The organism is Sphingomonas arenae, assembly GCF_016924655.1.
Classification (GTDB): domain Bacteria; phylum Pseudomonadota; class Alphaproteobacteria; order Sphingomonadales; family Sphingomonadaceae; genus Sphingomicrobium; species Sphingomicrobium arenae.
In genome coordinates, this window is sequence record NZ_JAFFJU010000002.1 from 612955 (window position 1) to 628771 (window position 15817).

20 protein-coding genes are annotated in these 15817 nt (G+C 66.1%); 8 read left to right on the top strand and 12 right to left on the bottom strand.

Translation table 11 applies throughout. From position 1 onward, the window contains the following. Window positions 1–22: 22 nt before the first annotated feature. Complete coding sequence (petA, locus tag JT720_RS09070) at window positions 23–604, bottom strand: ubiquinol-cytochrome c reductase iron-sulfur subunit (protein WP_205480926.1); 582 nt, start codon at window positions 602–604, stop codon at window positions 23–25. A gap of 194 nt (window positions 605–798) precedes the next feature. Here petA and hemF point away from each other — a divergent pair, with 194 nt between their 5' ends. Beyond that, window positions 799–1641: an oxygen-dependent coproporphyrinogen oxidase gene (gene hemF, locus JT720_RS09075; RefSeq protein WP_205480927.1), complete on the top strand. Its 843-nt coding sequence runs from the start codon at window positions 799–801 to the stop codon at window positions 1639–1641. 1 nt (window position 1642) lies between these two features. On the opposite strand, the gene JT720_RS09080 is transcribed toward hemF, so the two are convergent. Then, the gene (locus JT720_RS09080) at window positions 1643–2449 is read right to left on the bottom strand and encodes a DUF7847 domain-containing protein (RefSeq protein WP_205480928.1); all 807 of its coding nucleotides are present in this window, start codon (window positions 2447–2449) and stop codon (window positions 1643–1645) included. A 94-nt stretch (window positions 2450–2543) separates the two neighbouring features. On the opposite strand from JT720_RS09080, the gene lipB reads away from it, so the two are divergent. From lipB to JT720_RS09095, 3 genes are all read left to right on the top strand, one after another. Further along, window positions 2544–3200: a lipoyl(octanoyl) transferase LipB gene (gene lipB, locus JT720_RS09085; protein WP_205480929.1), complete on the top strand. Its 657-nt coding sequence runs from the start codon at window positions 2544–2546 to the stop codon at window positions 3198–3200. Between the two features lie 85 nt (window positions 3201–3285). Then, a complete protein-coding gene (locus JT720_RS09090; RefSeq protein WP_205480930.1) occupies window positions 3286–3549 on the top strand; it encodes a hypothetical protein in 264 nt (87 codons plus the stop codon). 98 nt (window positions 3550–3647) lie between these two features. Then, complete coding sequence (locus JT720_RS09095) at window positions 3648–3893, top strand: hypothetical protein (RefSeq protein WP_205480932.1); 246 nt, start codon at window positions 3648–3650, stop codon at window positions 3891–3893. Between the two features lie 10 nt (window positions 3894–3903). On the opposite strand, the gene queE is transcribed toward JT720_RS09095, so the two are convergent. The 5 genes from queE to JT720_RS09120 form a co-directional block, all read right to left on the bottom strand. After that, the gene (gene queE / locus JT720_RS09100; protein WP_205480934.1) at window positions 3904–4533 is read right to left on the bottom strand and encodes a 7-carboxy-7-deazaguanine synthase; all 630 of its coding nucleotides are present in this window, start codon (window positions 4531–4533) and stop codon (window positions 3904–3906) included. Beyond that, window positions 4530–5201, bottom strand: coding sequence for a 7-cyano-7-deazaguanine synthase QueC (gene queC / locus JT720_RS09105; RefSeq protein ID WP_336511979.1), 672 nt, complete (start codon window positions 5199–5201; stop codon window positions 4530–4532). The genes queE and queC overlap by 4 nt, the downstream gene beginning before the upstream one ends. Beyond that, window positions 5198–5548: a DUF3147 family protein gene (locus tag JT720_RS09110; RefSeq protein ID WP_205480935.1), complete on the bottom strand. Its 351-nt coding sequence runs from the start codon at window positions 5546–5548 to the stop codon at window positions 5198–5200. Before JT720_RS09110 ends, queC begins: the two co-directional genes overlap by 4 nt. Window positions 5549–5723: 175 nt before the next feature. Further along, complete coding sequence (locus tag JT720_RS09115; RefSeq protein WP_205480937.1) at window positions 5724–6095, bottom strand: DUF3617 family protein; 372 nt, start codon at window positions 6093–6095, stop codon at window positions 5724–5726. Between the two features lie 36 nt (window positions 6096–6131). Further along, window positions 6132–7025, bottom strand: coding sequence for an Hsp33 family molecular chaperone HslO (locus tag JT720_RS09120; RefSeq protein WP_205480939.1), 894 nt, complete (start codon window positions 7023–7025; stop codon window positions 6132–6134). 108 nt (window positions 7026–7133) lie between these two features. Here JT720_RS09120 and JT720_RS09125 point away from each other — a divergent pair, with 108 nt between their 5' ends. Continuing rightward, window positions 7134–8045 (top strand): FkbM family methyltransferase, encoded by a 912-nt coding sequence (locus JT720_RS09125; RefSeq protein WP_205480941.1) that lies wholly within the window; start codon window positions 7134–7136, stop codon window positions 8043–8045. Window positions 8046–8070: 25 nt separating this feature from the next. On the opposite strand, the gene JT720_RS09130 is transcribed toward JT720_RS09125, so the two are convergent. The 3 genes from JT720_RS09130 to JT720_RS09140 all read right to left on the bottom strand — a co-directional run bounded on the left by JT720_RS09130 (window position 8071) and on the right by JT720_RS09140 (window position 10829). Further along, complete coding sequence (locus JT720_RS09130; protein WP_205480943.1) at window positions 8071–9261, bottom strand: aspartate aminotransferase family protein; 1191 nt, start codon at window positions 9259–9261, stop codon at window positions 8071–8073. 131 nt (window positions 9262–9392) lie between these two features. Continuing rightward, window positions 9393–9878 carry a hypothetical protein gene (locus JT720_RS09135; RefSeq protein WP_205480944.1) on the bottom strand — a complete coding sequence of 162 codons (486 nt, stop codon included), beginning with the start codon at window positions 9876–9878 and terminating at the stop codon, window positions 9393–9395. A gap of 114 nt (window positions 9879–9992) precedes the next feature. Beyond that, entirely contained in the window at window positions 9993–10829 is an 837-nt protein-coding gene (locus JT720_RS09140) for an ABC transporter permease (RefSeq protein ID WP_336511980.1), read from the bottom strand. Between the two features lie 69 nt (window positions 10830–10898). Here JT720_RS09140 and JT720_RS09145 point away from each other — a divergent pair, with 69 nt between their 5' ends. Beyond that, complete coding sequence (locus tag JT720_RS09145) at window positions 10899–11603, top strand: GcrA family cell cycle regulator (RefSeq protein WP_205480946.1); 705 nt, start codon at window positions 10899–10901, stop codon at window positions 11601–11603. Window positions 11604–11648: 45 nt separating this feature from the next. Here the strand turns inward: JT720_RS09145 and JT720_RS09150 are convergent, their stop codons facing one another. After that, window positions 11649–12737 carry an SPL family radical SAM protein gene (locus JT720_RS09150; RefSeq protein ID WP_205480948.1) on the bottom strand — a complete coding sequence of 363 codons (1089 nt, stop codon included), beginning with the start codon at window positions 12735–12737 and terminating at the stop codon, window positions 11649–11651. Between the two features lie 165 nt (window positions 12738–12902). Here JT720_RS09150 and JT720_RS09155 point away from each other — a divergent pair, with 165 nt between their 5' ends. Then, on the top strand, window positions 12903–13118 hold the full coding sequence (locus JT720_RS09155; RefSeq protein ID WP_205480950.1) for a Flp family type IVb pilin: 216 nt from the start codon (window positions 12903–12905) through the stop codon (window positions 13116–13118). A 48-nt stretch (window positions 13119–13166) separates the two neighbouring features. Here JT720_RS09155 and JT720_RS09160 read toward each other — a convergent pair whose 3' ends face one another. Next, window positions 13167–13658, bottom strand: coding sequence for an Hsp20 family protein (locus JT720_RS09160; RefSeq protein WP_205480951.1), 492 nt, complete (start codon window positions 13656–13658; stop codon window positions 13167–13169). A gap of 170 nt (window positions 13659–13828) precedes the next feature. Between JT720_RS09160 and parE the strand changes: the two genes are divergently transcribed. Further along, window positions 13829–15811 (top strand): DNA topoisomerase IV subunit B, encoded by a 1983-nt coding sequence (gene parE / locus JT720_RS09165; RefSeq protein ID WP_205480953.1) that lies wholly within the window; start codon window positions 13829–13831, stop codon window positions 15809–15811. The last annotated feature ends 6 nt before the right edge of the window (window positions 15812–15817 follow it).

Below are 15817 nucleotides of genomic sequence, written 5' to 3' on the forward strand. Positions count from 1 at the left end.
TCGGTTCCTAACCCTCGTGACTTCAGCCGATCCGAACCACGGTATCGGAGGCAAATTCATATTCCGGCACGACCAGGTTCAATGGCGCGGGGCCCTTACGGATGCGCGCCGCCTGGTCGTAGTGCGAGCCGTGGCAGGGGCAGAAATAGCCGCCATACTCGCCCTTGTTCTCGCCCTCGCCGATGCCCAGGGGGACGCAGCCCAGATGCGTGCAGACGCCCAGAGTTACGAGCCAGTTCGTCTTGCCGGGCTTGGTCCGGTCGGCGAGCGTCTGCGGATCGCGCAGGTCAGACAGCGGCACCTTGTTCGCCGCCTGGATCTCCTGCGGGGTCAGGTTGCGGATGAACACCGGCTGCTTGCGCCACACGGTCTTGATGCCTTGGCCGGGCGCGATCTTCGAGATGTCCACCTCGACCGACGCGAGCGCACGAACTTCGGCCGACGGGCTCATCTGGTTGACGAGCGGCAGGACCGCGATGCCCGCGCCCACTCCGGCAAAGCTCACCGCGGCGATGTTGATGAAGTCGCGGCGCCGCACGCCATCCCCCGCCTCCGGGGTCGGCTCGCCGGGCATCATCGGCTGGGTCTGTTCCACTGTGGCCATCTGTACCTTCGACGCATCTGAAAGAGCGCGTACGGACGGGCACGCGCCTATGACGAATGCCGCCACGGCGGACCGAAGCGGGTTGGCGCGCCTGATAGCGAGGCGTTACGAGCTTTCCAAGCGGCTTGTTGAATGCTGCGAGCGGTTCGCAACTGGGACTTTTACGGATGCTGTCGGTCGCCTAACAGCCGGCCATGGACCCCCTGGATCAGCAGCAGCAAGCCGCCCGTACCTGGTTCGAATCCCTCCGTGACCGGATCTGCGCGGAATTCGAGGCGATCGAGCGAGAAGCGGGCAGCGAAGCGTGTTTCCTCTACACCCCTTGGGAGAGAGTCGACGTCACGGGCGAACCCGGCGGCGGGGGTGTCCGTGGCCAGATGGCCGGGGAGGTTTTCGAGAAAGTCGGCGTGAACGTCTCCACGGTGGGCGGCCGCTTTTCGGACGAGTTCGCGCGCTCCATCCCGGGCGCCGAGGAGGATCCGCGCTTCTTCGCCACGGGGATCAGCCTGGTGGCGCACATGGCGAACCCGCATGTGCCGGCCGTGCACATGAACACGCGCTTCCTGACAACGACGCGACGCTGGTTCGGCGGGGGAGCGGACCTCAATCCGGCGCTGCCGTACGATGAGGATCGGGCCTTCTTCCACGACCAGCTGCGCGCGGCCTGCGATCGGCACGATCCGACCTATTACGAACGCTTCGCCAAGTGGGCGGACGACTATTTCTGGCTTCCGCACCGCAACGTCGCGCGTGGGGTCGGTGGAATCTTCTACGACCGGCTGGAAGGTGAGTTCGATCCGAACTTCGCCTTCACTCGCGACGTGGGCGAGGCCTTCCTGGCGGCGTTCCCGCCGCTGGTGCGCAAGCGGATGGGAATGCCGTTCAACGAAGCTGACATGGAGCGCCTGCTGGAGTTCCGCGGTCGGTACGTGGAGTTCAACCTCCTCTACGACCGCGGGACACTGTTCGGGCTCAAGACGGGGGGGAACGTCGACGCCATCCTGATGAGCCTGCCGCCGCTCGCCCGTTGGAAGTAGCTCAGGGCGCGTCTGGCACGGACGCCGATTCGGGAGCGGCCGGACCGGTCAGTTGCGCGTAGAGGCGGGTGATCAGGAGCACCAGCAGGACGGTCAATGCCGCCGAGAGCAGCTGCGAGGTCAGGGCCAGCACGAGAGCGCCGGTGCTCCATGGTTCCGGCGGCCCGTCGGCCAGACCCACCACCACCCCGACCACGCTCGTAACGGCAGTGATCACGATCAAGGCGGCGACGAAGAACAGCACCAGGAAACCGAACAGCCGCCACCAGCGCCCGCGCGTCAGCCCCCAACTCCTTCGCAGGATCGTGATCGGTCCTGCCGCTTCGCTCCCAGCGACGGGTGTCGTCAGAATCAGGCGAACGGCGAGGAACAGGAAGATCAGCAGCACGACCACCATGATCAGCGCGCTCGTCGGATCGGGAGCGTTGGGGTTGGCCTCGATCCGCTGCGCGAAGGGAACCACCAAGAGGGCAAGCGGCAAGACCCACAACACAGTGGCTCCCAGGAAAGCCGGAGTTCGTCGCGCACCATGTGCGATGGCTTCACCAACCGACTGACGGCGCCCGAGCGCGATCTGCACCACGGCCAATTGCCCGACGACCCCGATCAGCAAGGCAAGCAACTGGACCAGCGTCCACCAGCCCGGTTCCGCCATCTGGCCGGCCGGAGCGCGTGGCTGGACCATGGCCGAAATCGTGCCGGGCAGGACCATCAGGGCCAGCGCAAGGGTCGCGATGAGGCTGCCATCGCGCCGGAGAACCTCTCGCGTCTCGTCCCAGGCTCGTGAAATCGACAAAGGCTGCATCATGTCCCTCAACTCTCTTCGTGCGCGCTTATGCGCAAGGAGCGAGCGAACTGGCAATCGCTTGCCGATCGCGGTCAGCCGATCCATCTGCAGCGTGATGATCGATGACATAGCGTGGAAAGCGAGCGACGACCTCGTGCCCTATGACGAGGCACTGGCCTTCATGGAGGAACGGGCCGCGGCCATTCGCGCCGGCACGGCTTCCGAGTGCATCTGGCTGCTGGAGCACCCGCCGCTGTACACCGCCGGCACGAGCGCGGATCCCGCCGAGCTGTTCAATCCCGAGCAGTTTCCGGTCTTCGACGCGGGTCGGGGAGGACGCTACACCTATCATGGCCCGGGCCAGCGGGTCGGCTATCTCATGCTGGACCTCGATCGACGTGGGCGGGACGTCCGGCGCTTCGTCCATGCCCTGGAAGGCTGGATCATCGCCGCTTTGGCCGTGCTGGGAGTTGAGGCGCACCGCTCGTCGGGGCGGATCGGCATCTGGGTCGGCGAGGGTCCGGCCGAGGCGAAGATCGCGGCCATCGGCGTGCGGGTCAGGCGGTGGGTCACGCTTCACGGTTTCTCCGTCAACGTCAGCCCAAACCTGTCGCATTTCGGCGGCATCGTTCCCTGCGGAATTGCGGAATATGGCGTCACCAGCCTCGATGCGCTCGGAAAAAGCGCCCGGATGATGGACCTAGATCGCGCGTTGAGGGTTCACTGCCCTGATTTCCTTCGGGAAATCCGTGGAAGTGAGAAGGCCACTTGAGGGGCGCTTGGATCGCCACTATTGTGCCGCCCGATTTGCGACGCGGGCAAACCGCGCCAGATCCAATTTATCGAGGGAGTTTTGAATGCGTGCTCTTATCCTGGTCGCTGGTGCGGCCCTCGCAGTTTCGGCCTGCAGCAGCAACGAAGCCGCGAACAACACTGCCGTTGACGAGAACCTGATGGCCGACAACATGATGATGTCGAACGACATGATGGCGACTGACGCCAACATGATGATGAACGACATGAACATGTCGGCTGACGCCAACATGTCGGGCCTGAATGCGGCTGAGACCAACGACCTGATGACCAACACGCCGGACACCAACGTCGCAAACGGCATGTAACTGGTTCTCGCCTCCCCTGTCGGGAGGCGTTTGAGTTTGAGGGGGCTGCCGGTCCGTCCGGTGGCCCCCTTTCTCATGAGGAAGAGCGGGAGGACGGTATGGTTCGGATAACGGTGGTTTTGGCCGGTTTCCTGGCGCTTTCGGCGTGCGGAACCAAGCAGGAGTCGGAGCAGCAGACCGGGGTCGAGGAGAACATCAACGTCGTGACCGCGCAGGGCAATGACGTGACCGCGATCGACGCCGCGACGAGCGACGATGCCAACATGGCCGCAGACGTTGAGTTCACGTTGAATGAGACTGGAGACGTCGAAAACGGCACGGAAAACGCGTCAAACGTCGAGTAATTGCTCGCCCCTACGCCAATCCGACGATTTTGTGCGCCTGGAGACTGAGGCGCCACCTGGGCCGGGCCATCGCCAGCGCGACCGCGGACTGAATCGCTCCGCGAGCATCGGCGCAGTCCATCGGCTGCACCAGAAAATGACGAAAGTCCCAACTCTCCAGCTCGGCGGGATCGATGCCGTCCTGCGGCCACACCAGCTTCAGCTCGTCGCCGGACCGCTGAACTACCTTCGTGCCCGCTTTCGGGCTGATGCAGAGCCAGTCGACGGGGGCAGCCGGCAGAGTCCCGTTGCTTTCGGCAGCCACGCGGAACCCGCGCTTGTGCAGGGCGCCGATGAGCGCTTGATCCAGCTGCAGCATCGGCTCGCCGCCGGTGACCACCACCAGGCGCTGCTCATGCCCGTCACCCCAGAGCCGCTCGACATGATCGGCGAGATCCTGGGCGTCCGCGAACTTGCCCCCGCCCTCGCCGTCTGTGCCGACGAAGTCCGTGTCGCAGAAGCGGCATTGCGCGTTGGCCCTGTCCTGCTCGCGGCCTGACCACAGGTTGCAGCCAGCGAACCGCAGGAACACCGCGCGGCTGCCCGACTGCACGCCTTCCCCCTGCAGGGTGAGGAACGCCTCCTTGACGGCGTAGGTCATGCGTAGTGGGTCGGGTCGGGCAGTCCCGCTTCTTCAAAGCCCCGGGCTCGCAGCCGGCACGCATCGCACTGGCCGCAGGCGCCGCCGTCCGGCGCCGGATCGTAGCAGCTGTGACTCAACCCCGCGTCCAGACCGAGCCGGGCGGCCTCTCGCGCAATGTCGGCCTTGGTCATCTGCTGCAGCGGGGCATGGACGGTGAAGCGATCGCCTTCCACGCCGGCCTTGGTCGCCTGGTTCGCCAGCGCCTCGAAAGCCGCCACGAACGCGGGCCGGCAGTCGGGATAGCCCGAGTAATCGAGCGCATTCACGCCGACGAACAGGTCTCGCGCGCCAGCTGCCTCGGCCCAGCCGAGCGCGAGGCTGAGGAAGATGGTGTTGCGCGCTGGGACGTAGGTCACGGGGATACCGTCGCCGAGCCCGTCCTTCGGCACGGCCAGATCGTCCGTCAGCGCCGAGCCGCCGAAGGCCCGCAAGTCTAGGGGCAGGACGATGTGACGATCCGCGAGAAGGGCCGCAATCCGGGTTGCGGCCTCCAGCTCGACCCGGTGCCGCTGGTTGTAGTCGATCGTCAGGGCCAGAAGCCGAAAGCCCTGTTCGCGCGCCAGCGCTGCGCAGACCATGGAATCGAGGCCTCCGGACAGCAGGACCACCGCGGAGCGCCGGGTCACAGCCTCACTCCCATCCTCGGAGCCGCCCAGAACATCAATGCATAGAGCGCCAGGGTTCCAGCCAAGCCCAATGCCATGCTGGGCCAGAAGCCGAGGCCCGTGCGCAGCATCCAGGGAAGTGCCACGAAGAGCGGCATCGAGGGAAGGAAGAACCAGAAGGTGCTCGTCGCCAAGGCTGCGACTCGTTCCGGATCGCCGCTGTCCCGCCAGAGCCAGATCATCGCCAGCAGGCTGGTGACCGGCAACGATGCGACCAGCCCGCCCCAGCCGGGCGCACGGCGGGCGATCTCTGAAATGAGAGCCACCAGCAAGCCGGATATCGCCGCCTTGAGGATGAAGTAGAGCATGGGGCGCCTCTACGGGCGAGTGCCTGAAAAAAGAAGGGCCGCTCCGGCTCTTCGCCATCGCGGCCCAGGTTTCGGGTCAAGCCCGATAGGGAGGAAAGCGTGCCCAAACACTGGGGCACGACCAGACCCTCATAGCCCCTCGGGGTTAAACCACCCCTTAACAACATTCAGAAGATCAACAATTTCCGACGCGCCGGGCATGGAGTTGGTAGGAAAACGGCAGGCCGCTGGAGATCCCCTGCGTTTCCAGCCGCAGGGAGCGCGGCGTGATCACCGTCACCTTGGTGCGACCGAAGTCGCCGCCCTGGCAGGTGTAGTGGATGATGGTCTCGGCGGCGCGATCCGAAAGGATCACCCGGGTGCAGGATCCGCCACGATGCTCGAACTGGGCCAGCATGGCAGGGTCGGCAACGCAGACCCGGGTAGCGCCATGACCGGTGGCCGAGCGGCTGACTTCCCAGCGCCCGCCGGCCACGTTCTTCAGCGCGACAGGCGCGGCACCGACGAGCGCTATCGCACCCACGGCCACCAGTCCGGCGAGTCGCATCGAATTTCGCATCACCCGGTTGATACCATCAATTTGTTAATCGAAGAGAACCGGAAAGGAGGTAGAGCAGAATTCGCAGTTGACCCGGATCACGCCGTCGTCACCTGCCATCTCCGCCCGCTCCTCTTCCGGGAAGCGAGCGATGACCGAGCGGACATAATCGGGATTGCACCGGCAGCCCTGTCCCAGGTCCACGGGCTCCAGAGTCCGAACCTCCGGCTCCTCATGGAACAGGCGCCAGATGAGGTCGCCAAGCGGCAGTGCAGGGTCGGTCAGCTCCTCGGACCGTGTCGAACCGGCCAGAACGGCAACATGCTGCCACTCCGGGTGATCGAGACGCGTGTGCAGCCGCTCCCGCCCTTCCTCGCCCTCGGGCAGGTGCTGGAACAGCACGCCGCCGGCGATCCAGCCGGTCCCATTCTTCTCGGCCGCGAGCCGGACGATGCTGGGGATCTGCTCGGACTGGCTGAAGTAGCTCTGCGCCGCCTCGGCCAGGCTTGCGCCCTCCAGCGGCACGATGCCCTGGTAGCGCTCCTTGGTCGCCGGCTGGTCGAAGGTGATCGCCAGGTAGCCGGTGCCGAACAGGGTCGCGAGCGACGGCTCGTGCGCCGCATCCGCCAGCCGCTCCGTATCGTGCCGGACGTAGCCGCGCAGCTGCCCGCCGAGGTAATCGCAGACGAGCAGGTCGACGATGCCGTCCTTGGTCTGAGCCTGCATGGTCAGCTGCCCGCCCGGATCCTTGAGCAGGGAGCCGAGCAAAGCGGTCAGCGCCAGCGCCTCCGCGAGCAGTTTCTCAATGACCGCCGGATAGGCGTGCCTGGACAGGATGGAGTTGAGCGCTGGCCCGAGGCGAACCGCACGGCCGCGCGCCGAGCGCGTCGGAATGGTGACGCCCAGCGCCACGTCGAGGTTCGAAATGTTGGAAGTCATCGGGTGGGGAGATAGGAAGGGCTTGCGGGAGCGACAAGCCGCGCCGCCTTTGGGCTGGGGAGCGGCTTCGTGAGCATTGGCCGCCCCCCCGCATAGAGGAGGGACAGCATGGGTCGATGGACCAGCGCCTACACGCACGGGGTCAGTTGGCTCCTACGCCCTTATATTCGGCGGGAGCTGCCCGGCTGGGGCATGCTCTATCGCACGTTCATCGGCTCGAACGAGGCGGATCACCGCTGGGCCGGTCATGGCGAGCGGTGGGTGCGCGGCAAGCTGCACCACTATGAAATGTCGGTGCGAATCTCGGGCTGGTCCAACCGCGCGACCTTCTTTCTCGAACGCTTCTACGACCTGCCGACCCAGCTCCTCATGCAGCACGTTCTGGAGCGCGGAGACACGTTCGTCGACATCGGCGCGAACGAAGGCATGATGACCTTGCTTGCGGCCCGGCTCGTGGGCCCAGGCGGCAAGGTGGTCGCCTTCGAGCCCAGTCCCGTGCCGCGGGCGATCCTCGAGCGCAACCTCGAACGCAACGGGATCGAGCATGTCCGCGTCCACTCCGTGGGTCTGGGCGACCGGGAGACCGACTTGCAATTGCTCGTTCCCGACCGGAACAGCGGCGAAGCCACCTTCACGCAGATGGACCTTCCCGGGAAGGTCGTGACCTGCCCGGTCAAGGTCGCCGACGCCATGCTCAGGCAAGAGACGCCGAAGTTGATCAAGATCGACGTGGAAGGGTTCGAGACGCGCGTGCTGACAGGCTTGTCCGAGACAATCGCGCGGTCTCAACCGTTGATCAGCATTGAGATGATTGCAGGTCATCTTCAGCGCGACGGAAGCTCACCCGCAGCGGTGTGCGCCCTCTTTCGCGAGCTCGGCTACGTGGGCAGGCGGCTCGGGTTGCGGCGCGTTGGACGCAGCCACCGCCTGACGCTGAGCGAACCGGAAGACCCTTGGAGCGACGGAGATTATGTTTGGGGCCGCCCCGCCAGCATCGAAGCTTTGGAGCGCAGATTGTGACCCGGGGCTAGCCCGCCGGGCGCGATCAGGCCGCGGCGGCGGGAACCTCGTATTCGGCGGCGGCGGCGCTGAGGCCGTCGACGAACTCGCGCACGTGCTGTTCCTCGATGATCAGCGGCGGAAGTACGCGGACGACGTTGTCGCCGGCCGCGACCGTCAGGATGCCCCGGGTGCGCAGGTAGCCGACGAAGGCGCGGCTGTCGGTCTTCATCTTGATGCCCAGCATCAGGCCGAGCCCGCGAACGCTGTCGAAAAGGTGGTCGTGGTTGGGGATCATCTGCTCGAGGGCCGAGCGCAGGCGGTCACCCATGGTGCGGACATGCTCCAGGAACTCAGGGCTCGCGACCACGTCCAGCACCGCCATGCCGGCGGCCATGGCGAGCGGGTTGCCGCCGTAGGTGGAGCCGTGAGTGCCGATCACCATGCCCTGCGCGGCATTCTCGGTCGCCAGGCAGGCACCCAGCGGGAAGCCGCCGCCGATGCCCTTGGCGGACGCAAGGATGTCCGGAGTGATGCCGTACTGCTCATAGGCGTAGAGCGTGCCGGTGCGGGCGACTCCGCACTGCACTTCGTCGAGGACCAGCATGAGGTCGTGCTCGTCGCAGATGGCGCGCAGGCCCTTCATGAACTCAGGGGACGCGGGGCGGATGCCGCCTTCGCCCTGGATCGGTTCGACAAGGAAGCCGGCGGTGTTCTCGTCCACCGCGGCGCGGGCGGCTTCAAGATTGTCGAACTCAACGACCTTGAAGCCCTCCAGCAATGGGGCGAAGCCGTCGCGCAGCTTGACCTGGTCGGTCGCGCTGATGGTGGCCATGGTGCGCCCGTGGAAGGCATTGGAGAAGGTGATCAGCGTGTGCTTGTGCGGGTTACCCTTGGCATGATGGTAGCGCCGCGCGGTCTTGATCGAGCATTCCACCGCTTCGGCGCCCGAGTTGGTGAAGAAGACCGTGTCCGCGAAGGTCAGCTCCGTCAGCCGCTGGGCCAGCGCCTCGCCCTGCGGCGAACCGTACAGGTTCGACACGTGCATCAGCGTTTCGGCCTGCTTCTGAATCGCTCCGATCAGGTGCGGGTGGCTGTGGCCAAGGAGGTTGACGGCAATGCCGCTGGCGAAGTCGATGTATCGCTCTCCGCCCTCCCCGATCAGATGGACGCCCTCGCCCTTGACCGGCCGCACCTCGCTCCGTGGATAAACGGGCATGAGCGGAGTGATGGCCATTCGGGCGTCCTTTTCTGCTGTGCTGTTCGGGTCGGCGGTCCCCACCGCCTGCCGCGCCTATAGCCGCTCCGGAGCGCAAAAGAAAAGGCGCCGCGGTCTCCCGCAGCGCCTTAACTCAGTGGAGGCGATCCTTAGCCGGGATAGCGGCCGCGGTCGTCCTCGTAGCGGTCGTCACGTCCGTCGCGATCGCGGTCGCTCCAGCCGTCGCGGCGGTCCCAGCGGCCATCACGGTCACGGTTGCGGTACTGGCCGTCACGCCAGCCGTTGTTGCCGTCACGAACGTCGTCGCGGATCTGGCTGCGAAGCCAGGCGATGCGGTTGTCGAGATCGTGACGCTCCCGCGAATTCAGGCCACGGCTCTGGGCATAGCTGCGGGCGCGCTGCTGCAGGTCGGCAGCATGGCTACGGAGCCAGCGGGCCTCACGCTCGCTGATCCGGTTGCGGCGGTCCAGCTGCTCGATGCGCGACCGGAGCTGGTCGGTCTTGACGATGTAGTTACGGGAAGACTGGTCGAGCCGATAGCCGTACCCCTGACCCGGGTAATATTGGGCCGCGGCGGGGCTTGCGGCAGCGATGGCGCTGGTGGCGACGGCGGCGGCGATGAAGAACTTGCGCATGACACTCTCCTTTCGAGCGTTGATGCGTCCTTCTACGACTCGGCCCCTACCCGGACGCTGAACGTCAATGTTAGCTGCCGTTCACTTGTCTTAACTTGTCAGGCCTGGGCGGGTTCAGTTCTTGATCTTCCACCCGCTGCGCAACAGGCCGAAGCACAGGCCCCAGAGCACGAGGTTCAGCACGGCGAGCACCGCGGCCCCGACCCAGATTGGGGAGTCCGCCGCACCCAGGAAGCCGAAGCGGAAGCCGCTGATCACATAGAAGAAGGGGTTTGCGTGGCTGATCCCGCGCCAGAGGGGGGCGAGTGCCTCCACCGAATAGAAGGTGCCGCTCAGCAGGCTTAACGGCGCCACTACGAAGTTGGTCACCGCCGCCGCATGGTCGAACTTCTCCGCCCAGATGCTGGTCAGAAGGCCGAGGAAGCTCAGCATCAGCGCGCCTATCAGGCCGAACCAGAGGACCGCCAGCGGATGCTGCACGCTCACGTGCACGCCGGGCCATAGAGCCATCGCGAGCCACACCGCGCCCCCGACCAAGAATGCCCGCGTCACCGCCGCCGCGACCAGCGCCGCAATCAGCTCGCCCGTCGACAGCGGCGGCATCAGGTAATCTACGATGGTACCCTGGATCTTGCCGACCAGCAGGCTGAAGCTGGAATTGGCGAATGCGTTCTGCATCATCGCCATGACGATCAGGCCCGGCGCGATGAAATCGGCGAAGGGCACGCCCAGTACCGTCCGCTTCACCCCGCCCAGCGCGACGGTGAAGATCACCAGGAACAGCAGGGTTGTGACCGCCGGTGCCCAGACGGTCTGCGTCTGCACCTTGAAGAACCGGCGCACCTCCTTGATATAGAGGGTCTTCAGCCCTCCCCAGTTCACGCCCTGGAGACGCGCTTCACCGGGCGCGGTCCGGACCCAGGGCGATGATGTGGAAGGCTGGTCGTTCACGGCAAGATCGCCTATCGGCTGCGGCCAACCGCCGCAACCACCGGCAACAGCAGATACGAAAGAAGTCACATGTCCTGGACCGACGAGCGGATCGAGCGCCTCAAGAAGATGTGGACCGAAGGCGCCACCGCCAGCCAGATCGCCGAGGAACTGGGCGGAGTGAGCCGCAATGCCGTGATCGGCAAGGCGCACCGTCTCGGGCTTGAATCGCGTCCCTCGCCGGTGAAGCCGGGCGATGACAAGCCGGTCAAGGCGGAGCCCGCTCCCAAGGCGGAGGCAGTTCGCTCCGATCCGCCTGCAGAGCCGGAGACGGCGCAGCAGACCCGCGTCAAGGACCGCCCGGCCATCGCCGCCGCCCTGGAAGCTGCGGCACCGATGCCAAGCGATCCGCTGACGCCGCCGCAGCAGCCTTCCCCGCCGCAGCGGGCCGAGGCCGGCGTTCAGTATCGTTCCATCGGCCCGGGCGGGTTCATCCGCCAGGGTCCGGGCGAGCAGCAGGCCCCCATCCCGCCAGCGCCGCCGCGCCGCCTGGTCCCGGCCAAGCCGAGCCCGGAGGTCGCCGACAAGACCAGCCTGCTCGACCTCAACGACCGCATCTGCAAGTGGCCGATGGGCCACCCGGGCGAGCCCGACTTCCATTTCTGCGGCCAGCCCTCCAACCCGGGCTTCCCTTATTGCGTCCAGCATTGCGGGGTCGCCTACCAGGCCCAGCTGCCCCGCCGCGACCGCCGCCCGCCCCCGCCGCTTCCGTTCGGCGGCCCGCGGGTGCGCTAAGGCGGTCGTCTCCGTCCGGCGTTCTGCAGGGCGGGTAGGCGGATGTCAGGTCCAGTAGAGAATTCGGGCTGCCGGCAGCATCCGGGAGATCTCGGTTTCGAAGAAGCTGCGTAGCTCGGCCATCGTCTCCCGGTCATAGACATGCTTGACCGAGCCGAACTTGGTGCGCTTCTCGATCCGTCGTTCCGGGCTCATGTCCAGCGCGGAGCCAGGATACCAGCTTTGCAGAACCGCTTTCGAGCCAGCGGTGAACCGGTGGGTGATCAGTTCGATGGTCAGGTCGGGCTCGGTCACGGGGGAGAGCGCCTGGGCTGCCGCGTGGATCAATTCGCCATAGGCTTGCTGCCAGCCCGGCGCGGCAATGATCGGGGCGACCGTGAGGCCGATTGGGTAGCCTGCCAATCCCATCTTCGCGAGAGCCGCGAGGCGGGCGGCAACGGAGCTGGCGCCTCCCTCGAAGCGAGCATAAGCGGCGGGATTGACGGAGGCGCGCATTCGCGTGCGGCCTCCGTGGGCAATCCCTAGCAACGGCTCGACGGCGTCGAACTTGCTGGTGAAGCGCAGTTGCACGAGAGCGTCCCAGGCCCCGAACCACTCCACGAGAGCGGAGAGAGAGCCGGTGAGGTGCTCCAAGGCCAGGGGATCCGTGTAGCAACTCGCCTCGAACGTGGTCCCCTCGTGCGCCCGGGCCGATGATCGTGACGTGATGGTCCCCTGCCCCAGCTTGGGCGGCAACTCGGCCAGGATTTCCGGCAGGTTCGCGTAGACCCGGGTGATCGGGGGTCCGCTGAGCGAGCCGGCGAGGTAGCAGTAGTTGCAGTGCGCCGGACAGCCTTCCGCCAGGTCCACCCGCCAGTCTGCCGAGGGCGCGATCGGCTGGAGCCGGCGCTTCGAAGGCGGCGCAACGGTGACCGCCAGGGTCTGCTTGGCCAAGGCATAAGCCTGGCGCGGGTCCTCGGGCAGTCCAAGGGACAGTCGATCCGAGGTGAGCCGTTGAACCTCGATGCCGAGCGACTCCACTTGCTTCACGATGGACCTGCCATGCTCCCAATCGAGAGCCGACCGGGTCACGAGCACCCGCTTCGGGTGCCAGAGCCGCGTCCTTGTGCCAGTAGCCGGTTGAACCGAGAGCATCGACGCCCAACGCACGAGCAACCGGGTCAGCCGCCGCGCGCCACATGTTTCGAGGCTCGGTCGGAAGATGCGGCCAGGATCACTCTTTCGAGTTACCCAGTCCGACCGTGCCCGTTTCGGGCGTGTCGCGCCTATCTTCTCCGCCGATCGGCCGTGGGAGCGATGATGACGAGAATGTGGGCCATGCTGGCCGATGACGCCGGCGCTTCCGCCTCGGACTATGCGCTGCTGCTCGGCGTGATCGGCGGGGCGGTGGCGCTGGGCTCGCTGAACCTTGGCCGGGCCGTGGGCATCGGCATCAATCGCGCGCGTGACTGCATCAACAAGACGAACGGCGCACAGGACTGGGGCTTGTGCAAGCCGGGCACGCGAGGGGGATAGAGGCCCCGGGAGCAATGCTCCCGAGGCCCTTCGGGCGAGGCGGCTGCCTCAGGCGTTCTCGGACTGACGCTCCTCCGCCTTCGCCTCGAGCGTGCGCTGCTCCGGCTCCGGCTGCGGAGTGACCGCGCCGCCGATCTCGATCTTCCGGGGCTTCATAGCCTCGGGGATCTCGCGGACGAGGTCGATCGCCAGCATGCCGTCCTTGAGGTCGGCGCCCGTCACCTGGATGTGATCGGCGAGCGCGAAGCGGCGCTCGAACGAGCGGGTGGCGATGCCCCGGTGGACGTAGTCGTTGCCATTCTCCTCGGACTTCTGCCCGCGGATGATCAGCACGTTCTGGTGGCTGGTGATGTCGATCTCACCGGACTTGAAGCCCGCGACCGCGATCTCGATCCGATACTTGTTGTCATCGACCTTGATGAGATCGAACGGAGGGTAGTTCTCCCCGTTCCCAGCGGCGCTGTTCTCCAGCATGTCGAACAGGCGGTCGAAGCCGACGGTGGAACGGCGGAACGGTGAAAAGTCGAAAGCAGTGCGCATGTCTGTCCTCCTTGTTTGAGCAACAGGCGGACTGCGGGTGCCTTGGCTGGGCTCCCCTCAGCCCGTCGCCGGACCTCGTCTGAGCGTCCGGCAGCGCTGATGTGGTAAATATGTCGCAGGGTTCAAGAGGCTGTGGCGTGCGCCCGTGAGCGCGCTATAGCTGGGAACAAATGACGGACCTGTTCGGCTCATCTTCCTCCGCTTCCTCCACTCCGGAAAGCTATGACGCTTCGGCGATCGAGGTACTGGAAGGGCTGGAGCCCGTTCGCCGCCGGCCGGGCATGTACATCGGCGGCACCGACGAGCGGGCGTTGCACCACCTCGCCGCCGAGGTCATCGACAACTCGATGGATGAAGCGGTCGCCGGTCATGCCAGCCGCATCGAGGTAACGCTGGAGCCGGGCAACCGGCTGACGGTCAGCGACAATGGCCGCGGCATCCCGGTCGATCCGCATCCCAAGTATCCGGGCAAGTCGGCGCTCGAGGTGATCCTTACAACGCTCCACTCCGGCGGCAAGTTCGAGGGCAAGGCCTATTCGACCTCCGGTGGCCTGCATGGCGTCGGCGTATCGGTGGTGAATGCGCTCTCCACGGAAACGATCGTGGAGGTGGCCCGCGAGAAGAAGCTGTTCCGCCAGCGGTTTGCCAAGGGCATGGCCGTGGGTCCGCTGGAGGAAGTCGGCGCGGCTCCGAACCGGCGGGGCACGACCGTCAGTTTCTCGCCCGATCCGGAGATCTTCGGCGCGCTGACGTTCGATCCGGCGCGCCTGTACCGGCTGGCACGGTCCAAGGCGTACCTGTTCGCGGGCGTCGAGATCCGCTGGCGCTGCGATCCCTCGCTCGCCTCGGCCGAGGTGCCGGAGCAGGCGACCTTCCAGTTCCCGGGCGGGCTTGCCGATCACCTGGCCGAGCAGATCGGCGAGCGGCCGGCGGTCACCAACCAGCCGTTCGCGGGACGGCAGGACTTTCCCGACGGGCAAGGCTCTGCGGAGTGGGCGGTGGCGTGGCCGCTCTACTCGGATGGCTCCGAGAGCTATTATTGCAACACGATCCCCACTCCGGACGGCGGCACGCATGAGGCGGGGCTGCGCGCCGCTTTGACCAAGGGGATCCGCGCGTTCGGCGAGCTGGTCGGCAACAAGAAGGCGAAGGAGATCACGGCCGACGACGTGTTCAACGGCGTCGAGCTGATGCTGTCCGTCTTCATCCGCAACCCGCATTTCCAGAGCCAGACCAAGGACCGGCTGACAAGCCTGGAGGCCGCGCGCTTCGTGGAGGCTGCGGTTCGCGATCATTTCGACCATTTCCTGGCCGACAACATGGATCGCGGGCGGGCGCTGCTCGGATCGATCATCGAGCGGGCGGAAGAGCGGCTGAAGCGCCGGGCCGAGCGCGAGGTCAAGCGCAAGACGGCGACTTCGGCCCGCAAGCTGCGGCTGCCCGGCAAGCTCACCGACTGCGCCAGCGATGCTCCGGAGGGAACGGAGCTGTTCATCGTCGAGGGCGACAGCGCCGGTGGCTCGGCCAAGCAGGCGCGCGACCGCAAGACGCAGGCGATCCTGCCGATCCGCGGCAAGATCCTGAACGTCGCCAGCGCCACGGCCGACAAGATCCGGGCAAACAGCGAGATCAGCGACCTCCAGCAGGCGCTGGGCTGCGGAATCCGCGACAAGTGGGATGAGAGCGCGCTCCGGTACGAGCGGATCATCATCATGACGGACGCCGACGTGGACGGCGCCCATATTGCGACGCTGCTGATGACCTTCTTCTTCCAGGAAATGCCGGAGCTGGTCCGGCGCGGTCACCTGTTCCTGGCCCAGCCGCCGCTCTACCGGCTGACCGCGGGAGCCAAGAGCCTCTATGCGCGCGATGACGCCCACCGCGCGGAACTCGAGGCCAAGGAGTTCAAGGGCAAGAAGGTCGAGGTGAGCCGCTTCAAGGGTCTCGGCGAGATGAACCCGCAGCAGCTCAAGGAGACTACCATGAACCCGAAGAGCCGTTCGCTGCTGCGGGTCACGCTGCCCAGCCAGTATGAGGATCGGCAGCCGATCAAGGATCTGGTGGAGCGGCTGATGGGCAAGAACCCGGAGCATCGCTTCGCCTTCATCCAGTCGCGAGCGTCCGCGATCGAAGACGACGTCATCGACGCTTGAGGACGG

Bases quoted from the DNA above. Each gene is read 5' to 3' on its own strand.
- JT720_RS09080 (WP_205480928.1), bottom strand. From the start codon at position 2,449: ATGATGCAGCCTTTGTCGATTTCACGAGCCTGGGACGAGACGCGAGAG.
- lipB (WP_205480929.1), top strand. From the start codon at position 2,544: ATGATCGATGACATAGCGTGGAAAGCGAGCGACGACCTCGTGCCCTAT.
- JT720_RS09110 (WP_205480935.1), bottom strand. From the start codon at position 5,548: ATGCTCTACTTCATCCTCAAGGCGGCGATATCCGGCTTGCTGGTGGCT.
- JT720_RS09095 (WP_205480932.1), top strand. From the start codon at position 3,648: ATGGTTCGGATAACGGTGGTTTTGGCCGGTTTCCTGGCGCTTTCGGCG.
- JT720_RS09150 (WP_205480948.1), bottom strand. From the start codon at position 12,737: ATGCTCTCGGTTCAACCGGCTACTGGCACAAGGACGCGGCTCTGGCAC.
- JT720_RS09135 (WP_205480944.1), bottom strand. From the start codon at position 9,878: ATGCGCAAGTTCTTCATCGCCGCCGCCGTCGCCACCAGCGCCATCGCT.
- petA (WP_205480926.1), bottom strand. From the start codon at position 604: ATGGCCACAGTGGAACAGACCCAGCCGATGATGCCCGGCGAGCCGACC.
- JT720_RS09090 (WP_205480930.1), top strand. From the start codon at position 3,286: ATGCGTGCTCTTATCCTGGTCGCTGGTGCGGCCCTCGCAGTTTCGGCC.
- JT720_RS09115 (WP_205480937.1), bottom strand. From the start codon at position 6,095: ATGCGACTCGCCGGACTGGTGGCCGTGGGTGCGATAGCGCTCGTCGGT.
- parE (WP_205480953.1), top strand. From the start codon at position 13,829: ATGACGGACCTGTTCGGCTCATCTTCCTCCGCTTCCTCCACTCCGGAA.
- JT720_RS09120 (WP_205480939.1), bottom strand. From the start codon at position 7,025: ATGACTTCCAACATTTCGAACCTCGACGTGGCGCTGGGCGTCACCATT.
- JT720_RS09160 (WP_205480951.1), bottom strand. From the start codon at position 13,658: ATGCGCACTGCTTTCGACTTTTCACCGTTCCGCCGTTCCACCGTCGGC.
- JT720_RS09155 (WP_205480950.1), top strand. From the start codon at position 12,903: ATGACGAGAATGTGGGCCATGCTGGCCGATGACGCCGGCGCTTCCGCC.
- hemF (WP_205480927.1), top strand. From the start codon at position 799: ATGGACCCCCTGGATCAGCAGCAGCAAGCCGCCCGTACCTGGTTCGAA.
- JT720_RS09130 (WP_205480943.1), bottom strand. From the start codon at position 9,261: ATGGCCATCACTCCGCTCATGCCCGTTTATCCACGGAGCGAGGTGCGG.
- JT720_RS09145 (WP_205480946.1), top strand. From the start codon at position 10,899: ATGTCCTGGACCGACGAGCGGATCGAGCGCCTCAAGAAGATGTGGACC.
- JT720_RS09125 (WP_205480941.1), top strand. From the start codon at position 7,134: ATGGGTCGATGGACCAGCGCCTACACGCACGGGGTCAGTTGGCTCCTA.
- queE (WP_205480934.1), bottom strand. From the start codon at position 4,533: ATGACCTACGCCGTCAAGGAGGCGTTCCTCACCCTGCAGGGGGAAGGC.